Origin of the sequence: Methanobrevibacter sp., from assembly GCF_045126245.1 — an archaeon.
Classification (GTDB): domain Archaea; phylum Methanobacteriota; class Methanobacteria; order Methanobacteriales; family Methanobacteriaceae; genus Methanocatella.
This window is the reverse complement of sequence record NZ_JBGVOG010000055.1, coordinates 1-6,169: the sequence shown is the minus strand read 5'-3', so window position 1 is coordinate 6,169 and position 6,169 is coordinate 1. Positions and strand designations below refer to the sequence as shown.

7 protein-coding genes are annotated in these 6,169 nt (G+C 34.6%); 4 read left to right on the top strand and 3 right to left on the bottom strand.

Translation table 11 applies throughout. The features are described 5' to 3' along the window. Window positions 1-632: HAD-IC family P-type ATPase (locus ACJMLZ_RS04115; RefSeq protein WP_405304088.1), on the bottom strand; the 632-nt coding region annotated here is incomplete at its 3' end. Between the two features lie 4 nt (window positions 633-636). Further along, window positions 637-1,026: a UPF0146 family protein gene (locus tag ACJMLZ_RS04110; protein ID WP_405304087.1), complete on the bottom strand. Its 390-nt coding sequence runs from the start codon at window positions 1,024-1,026 to the stop codon at window positions 637-639. A 73-nt stretch (window positions 1,027-1,099) separates the two neighbouring features. Here ACJMLZ_RS04110 and rimI point away from each other — a divergent pair, with 73 nt between their 5' ends. Further along, window positions 1,100-1,555 (top strand): ribosomal protein S18-alanine N-acetyltransferase, encoded by a 456-nt coding sequence (gene rimI, locus ACJMLZ_RS04105; RefSeq protein ID WP_405304086.1) that lies wholly within the window; start codon window positions 1,100-1,102, stop codon window positions 1,553-1,555. Here rimI and ACJMLZ_RS04100 read toward each other — a convergent pair. Further along, on the bottom strand, window positions 1,526-2,038 hold the full coding sequence (locus ACJMLZ_RS04100; RefSeq protein WP_405304085.1) for a zinc-ribbon domain-containing protein: 513 nt from the start codon (window positions 2,036-2,038) through the stop codon (window positions 1,526-1,528). The genes rimI and ACJMLZ_RS04100 overlap by 30 nt on opposite strands. A 126-nt stretch (window positions 2,039-2,164) precedes the next feature. Here ACJMLZ_RS04100 and ACJMLZ_RS04095 point away from each other — a divergent pair, with 126 nt between their 5' ends. The 3 genes from ACJMLZ_RS04095 (at window position 2,165) to ACJMLZ_RS04085 (ending at window position 6,136) form a co-directional block, all read left to right on the top strand. Next, window positions 2,165-3,133, top strand: a complete 969-nt coding sequence (locus ACJMLZ_RS04095) for a hypothetical protein (RefSeq protein WP_405304084.1) — start codon at window positions 2,165-2,167, stop codon at window positions 3,131-3,133. Window positions 3,134-3,280: 147 nt separating this feature from the next. Next, the gene (locus ACJMLZ_RS04090) at window positions 3,281-3,976 is read left to right on the top strand and encodes a glycosyltransferase (protein ID WP_405304083.1); all 696 of its coding nucleotides are present in this window, start codon (window positions 3,281-3,283) and stop codon (window positions 3,974-3,976) included. 42 nt (window positions 3,977-4,018) lie between these two features. Beyond that, complete coding sequence (locus tag ACJMLZ_RS04085) at window positions 4,019-6,136, top strand: hypothetical protein (RefSeq protein ID WP_405304082.1); 2,118 nt, start codon at window positions 4,019-4,021, stop codon at window positions 6,134-6,136. Window positions 6,137-6,169: the final 33 nt, after the last annotated feature.

The following is a 6,169-nucleotide window of genomic DNA, read 5'->3' as shown; positions in this document are numbered from 1 at the left end:
GGGGTTTCATCGCTTTCTTCCTGTATTATATCTGCAATTTTGCCGATTTCGGTTTCCATTCCGATTTTCTCGACTATTCCCATACCATGGCCTGAAAGTATGTTGGAGTCCATAAATACTTTGTCATTCACTTCTTTTTTAATGCTTTCAGATTCTCCGGTCAGATGGGATTCGTCACAGCTTAAGTTTTTGGATTCGATTAATATCAGGTCTGCAGGCACTTTGCTTCCTTCTTCAAGAATAACAATATCTCCGATTGTCAATGATTTAGAATCGATTTCTTCGATTTTATTGTTCCTTTTGACAATGGCCTTTTTAACCATCATGCTTTTAAGCATTTCAACTGCTCTTTGGGATCTGTATTCTTGGATAAAGCCCAAAATCGTGTTTAGCAATACTGCAAGTATGATTACGCATGCATCAATCACGTCTCCAATTGCATAGGCGGCAATGGCGGCAATTAAAAGAAGTGCAATTAGAATATCAATAAACTGTGATAAAAATAGTACGTATGTTGGAGTAGGCTTTTTTTCAATTAGCTCATTTAAACCGTATTCTGTTTGTCTTTTTTGAATTTCACTGTTGTTTAATCCTTCAAGAGATGTATTGTATTTGGATAGTATGTCTTTCATCTCATCACCTTAAAATGTAGAAACTAGCTTTTTTGAAATTTTTTAATTGCATTTTTACTCTGGGAGTATTTAATTCTTCCCCTGTCAGGGGCTTAATAATCAGCATTGCATCGATTTTTTCTGCAAGCTTTACCAAATACGGCTGCAATTCGCTTGGTGGCCTGATTGAGTATATAATATCCACATCATTGTATAATTCAAGATTCGGATTTGTAATGTCGTCTTTTATAATGCTTTCGTTATCCGGAGAAATATCAGTTTTGATTAAAGTGATATTGTCCTTTTCAGACAGCATTTGAGCAATTTTATCAAATTTTCCAACTGCAATTTCAGCAATTGTAACCTTGTTGTCTCCAACTTCATTGAGGATATATTCTCCAAAATCTTGCCACATTTTAGTTACTCCTTCAAGTTAATTTTTTTTTAATACAAACTATTAAATATATTGTTTTGTATAATTTTTTAGTATGAAAGTTAGAAAGTTTGTTCCAAAAGATTTAAAGAGGGTTTTTGAAATAGAAAACATGTCATTTGACCAATCATATGGAATAAACATGTTTCAGCAGTTATATGATATGGGCATTGGTTTTTTGGTGGCTGAAAAGGATGATTATGTAATAGGTTACGTGATGTTCTGGATTAAATATGAAAATCAGGGACATATCATTTCAATTGCTGTTGACAAAAATTACCGCAGAAGGGGTGCCGGAACGGAGTTGCTCTTAAAGGCAATCGGCATTTTGTCATTGCTTAGAATTGATGCAATCTACCTGGAAGTGAGGGAGAATAATATTGAAGCGGTAAAATTCTATGAAAAATTTAATTTTATTAGGGATAGGGTTGTTCCAGGATATTACGAGAATGGTGAAGGCGCGATTGTAATGTACCTGCCTCTAGACAGAGGTAAGGTTTCCGGCCAATAGCTGTGTATATTCATTGATTATTTCCGGAGGAATGGCTCCGGTGGCATACAATACTGCAAAAAGCGCAATATAGAATATGATTATTGCCAGTTGGATGTATCCATGTTTTTTTGCCACAGGATCTTTGCGTGTAATTAGATAGATTGATATTATCAATCCGATAATGCTTCCTAAAATTGAGAAGAAATACCCTAGCACAATCCAAATCCTATTTGTCCTGCCAACGTTCATTTGGTTTTGATTTTCGGTTGTATTTTTAATGATAATTGGATTTATTGAATTGTGGGTGCCTTCAAACTGGCTTTTGAAAAGCAATGGAGTACCGCATTTAACACAGAAATCCGCTTCATCAGGGTTTGGATATCCGCATAGGGGACATGCATTTTTATCCTTTGGGATTTTTTGAAATTCATATCCGCATTTTATACAAAAACCGTAAATATCATCGCCTGCAGTACCGCATTGGGGGCATCTTCTAATCATATTATCACGCAAATATTATATGTTGATGTGTTCATTTAATTATATGATTATTAATATATTTTTTTGTTTGTTAAAATTTTTGTATAATTATTTAAAAGTTGGGGGATAAATAGTTAATTGGAGATTATGATTGAAAAAATAGAAATCACACAAAGGTTTAATTTCAAAAGGCTTAACCGCCATTATGAATGTTTTACAATTGATTTTGTAAACAATATGGCATATTATAAAATTTCTGAAAGGGGAAGTGGCGACAAGTTCCTTAGGGAAAACACTTGGTGTGATGACTCATGGATTGACATACTGGTCGATTTAAGGCGTAAGATGACCAGTGAAATTCACAAGTTCAGCGACAGAGAGGCGGGGGAACTTATTCAGGATTATGTCAATCTGGATTTGTTCAAGGATTTCGTTTCAGAGGAGTTTTCTTATTTTGAAAGGCTGGAACTGATTTATTCCTGCATAGTAATTGTTTATTCTTCTGATGGTTTTGAGGAATATTCCTTTAAGAACAATTTTCCTAAAAACTGGACCCGGTTCGGTGAGCTTTTAAAAGGCTTTTTCAATTTTGACGTGCTGCACTTAAACTACCAAAAACAGATGGCCACTCCTCTGTTTTACACTCTTAAAAAAGACGGTATTTACCTAAATGGCAATCAATTGAAGATTAAAGCTATTGAATTTGGCCATTACAGGTGCTATCCGTATGAGCTGCCAAATCCGCGTTTGATAATCAACTTTGAAGATAGGTTAATCAACGGATATGTAGATAAGAATTTGACTGCGGATGATGAAAATAGGATTCTGGAACTTTTGGAAAGGTATCATGTCTACCTGTGGACGCAGTCAGACTATCATTTGAAATCCCTGAACTGCGACCAATACGATTTGGAAGGCCATGACTGGTATTTGGAGATTGTTTTTGAAGGGGACGTCATATGGCATCTTTTCGGCTATAATGAATATCCTGACACTTATGTTCACCTGGCCCGTGAGGTGGAAGACATTACCGGAATGGATTTGTTGGAAATGAATTCTATTGGAGAAAGTGATATTGAACTGTTTGAAAAATACGGTAATGATAAGTTAAGTTGAATGTGGAAGTATCTAATTGGTTGCTTTGCCATCGCGTTCGGCAGTATTTTTCCCGATTCATCTTTTAAACTTTCTTTAGGATATTTAAACCATTAAGATAAACTTTATAAACTATTTATTTTGAAATATTAAACAAGGAGAATTCACATGAACTATAAGCATTTTTTAATAACAAGATTCAATCTCTCACTGCAATTCGGATGTGAATTTAGAGATCCTGATGAAAATCCCACACTGAAAATATTGGATGAGGACTATCTTGAAAAAAGATTTGAAATTTTTGAAAAGTATACGTTGAAGTCAATCAGCGAGCAGACAGTGCAGGATTTCACATGGATCATTTTATTCCATAAAAGAACACCCGACAAGTTTTTAAAAAGGATACTGGATTTGAAAAAGATATATGACTTTGAAGATTTGTATCTTGATGAAAATGAGCTTTTTTATTTTTCACAGTATTGTGCTGAAAGAGGCATTTCCAGTGACTTTTACATAACTTCCAGAATAGATAATGATGATATGATTGATAAGGATTATATGAAGCTTATCCATGATTATGCTGATGAAAATTTACAGGAGTGTTTCATATCATTTGTAAATGGTGCAAAATTGGATTTGATGTCCGATAAAATGTATAGCATTGCCTGGAGAAGCAATCATTTTATCACTCTTGTGAATTCCAGCAATGACACCACAGTCTTTGATTATATTCACTCTAAAATAACTCAGGAAGATGTGGAATTGGTTTCTATTAGAACAGAGGTTCCGATGTGGATAGAGCTTATCCATGAAACAAACATATTCAATAGGATTACTCCTAGGGATAAGCTAATTGACAAATGAATGTATATGATATTTTAATTTGAAGAGGGTATTGGTGAAATTATGGATGATTATTTTTTTGTCATTGATTCGGATAATCTTGATTGCATAAATACTAAATTATATGGTTATGGATTGAACGGTGACAATTTGGTTTTGGAAAGTAAAAAGAATTATGAGGGATTGTCCGGCATGGGAGCTTATATCTTTGTGGATGCCCAAGACGAATTTATTTCACTGCATCAGGATTATTTGGGGTCTTTTGGATTATATGTCTATGCAAATGAGGGATATTTTGCTGTATCCAACTCCTTTTTGAAATTGGTCGAACATCTCCGTGACAAACGCGAAAGAATCACTTTTGACAGGGATTATGCGAACTATTACTTGTTTCAAACATTATGCTCAAGCTTATGCACACCCACTTTGGTTAAGGAAATAAAAATGATTCCAAGCGAGATTGAAGTGGTAATTAATAAGAAAACCCTGCAACTCTTATTCAGGGATGTCAGTGCAAAGGAACATTACGTTCCAATCAATTCAAGGGAAGCATTGGATATTTTGGATTCATGGTTTTTAAAATGGGTTGAAACTATAAGGGGTTTGCGTAAAAGGTCCAATAATATTGTTTTTGATATCAGTGGCGGTTTTGATACGAGGGTTGTTGCAGCCATTTGGCTAAATGCGGGAATTGATTTGGCCAAAGTCAGGGTAAGTTCCAATAGGGATGAAGGCAGAAAAGAGGATTTGGAGATTGCAGGTAAAATTGCGGATAGGTTCGGTTTTGAATTAAACAAAACTTTGGAGTATAATTCCAAACCAGTATCCCTTGAGGAGGCCATAACCCGATGCACGTATGCAAAGCTGGGTTTTGAAAAGCAATTCGTTTTAAGAAGAAAGGTGCCTGTTGAACCGATGTTTAGGATATGTGGCCATTGCGGAGAATTGGTCAAGGGCAATACAAACCCATTTTTCAGTTTAAATAAGGATGATTACAGAAAAGACCTTTCCAGGTCAGGTTATTATTTCAATCCGTCATTTTCAAAATCCTGTGAAGTTCTTGTGGATGATGAATTTGAAATATTGTCCCAGATGTATGATGAGGATTATCTTCATGAAAATTTCGCTTCATTGCTTTACAGGTACGGTAGGGCTCGACATCATTTCGGAAAAGAGTTTGTTGAATGCTTTTTATTTAATATTATAGGCATTGCGCCTTTATCAGATCCTATTTTGCAAAAAATTGACAAAAGCATTGTTGATGATAAGAAGATATTGATTGCATTGATTTTTAAGAGGTATTGTCCGGAATTGTTGGATATAGAATTTGAAGCGGACAGAAAAATTAACGCGGATACTCTTGAGCTGGCTGATGAGATTAACATGATACATCCATTTGAAATGCCTGAATATGATTTAGTTGAAGGTCCTGAAATCGAAGATGCCGTGGAAGAAAGGAAATTTGATTATGCATATGATTCAGCGATATTTAAAGAAATATTCGATTCAAAGGAATTTGAAAATGAGTTTTTAAAATATTTCCCGGGAGAAGTATATCAGAAACTAAAACTTGACTTATATCCGAAGTATAGAATTAATTTGAGGGATATTGCTTCGGCCGTTCAAATCATGAATGTGGTTCATGACGTTAATATGGCTAATGATTTCGCAAAGCCGGACTTCATGGATTGGATGAAAAAATACCATATTTCTGGTTCTGACAATTCTTTAGAAACACGTTCATCTTATCTTTTAAATAAATTTAATAAAATTCGTGTAGACATTAAAAATTCGGGGGATGAGAGTAATACGGTTGTGCTTTTGGAAAGTTCCGATGAAGAATTAAGGTCTAATCGTCCAAAATGGGATTCAATTTATTCAAAAAAGGAGCTTGCATTATCCAGTTCAAAATCTTCACTTGATTTAAAACTGAAGGTTGTAAATGACGGTACACTAAGGATAAAGCTAAGATCTCAGAAATTTGAGGATAAAAATGGAAACATTTTCCCAATTTATATCGATTTCATCAGATTTGCCGTAGATGGGAAAAATATTGCAAATAATAAATTGATATCATTCAATAAGCCATTCTTTTATAAAATGGATGTGAAGGATACCCAAATTGTCAATGTTCATTTGGAATGGGTGCCTTTTAATGGATCCTGCCTATATAATCCTTAAAATAACAGATTTCCTCCAGGGAGCTATTTGAAG

Bases quoted from the DNA above. Each gene is read 5' to 3' on its own strand.
- ACJMLZ_RS04110 (WP_405304087.1), bottom strand. From the start codon at position 1,026: ATGTGGCAAGATTTTGGAGAATATATCCTCAATGAAGTTGGAGACAAC.
- rimI (WP_405304086.1), top strand. From the start codon at position 1,100: ATGAAAGTTAGAAAGTTTGTTCCAAAAGATTTAAAGAGGGTTTTTGAA.
- ACJMLZ_RS04100 (WP_405304085.1), bottom strand. From the start codon at position 2,038: ATGATTAGAAGATGCCCCCAATGCGGTACTGCAGGCGATGATATTTAC.
- ACJMLZ_RS04095 (WP_405304084.1), top strand. From the start codon at position 2,165: ATGATTGAAAAAATAGAAATCACACAAAGGTTTAATTTCAAAAGGCTT.
- ACJMLZ_RS04090 (WP_405304083.1), top strand. From the start codon at position 3,281: ATGAACTATAAGCATTTTTTAATAACAAGATTCAATCTCTCACTGCAA.
- ACJMLZ_RS04085 (WP_405304082.1), top strand. From the start codon at position 4,019: ATGGATGATTATTTTTTTGTCATTGATTCGGATAATCTTGATTGCATA.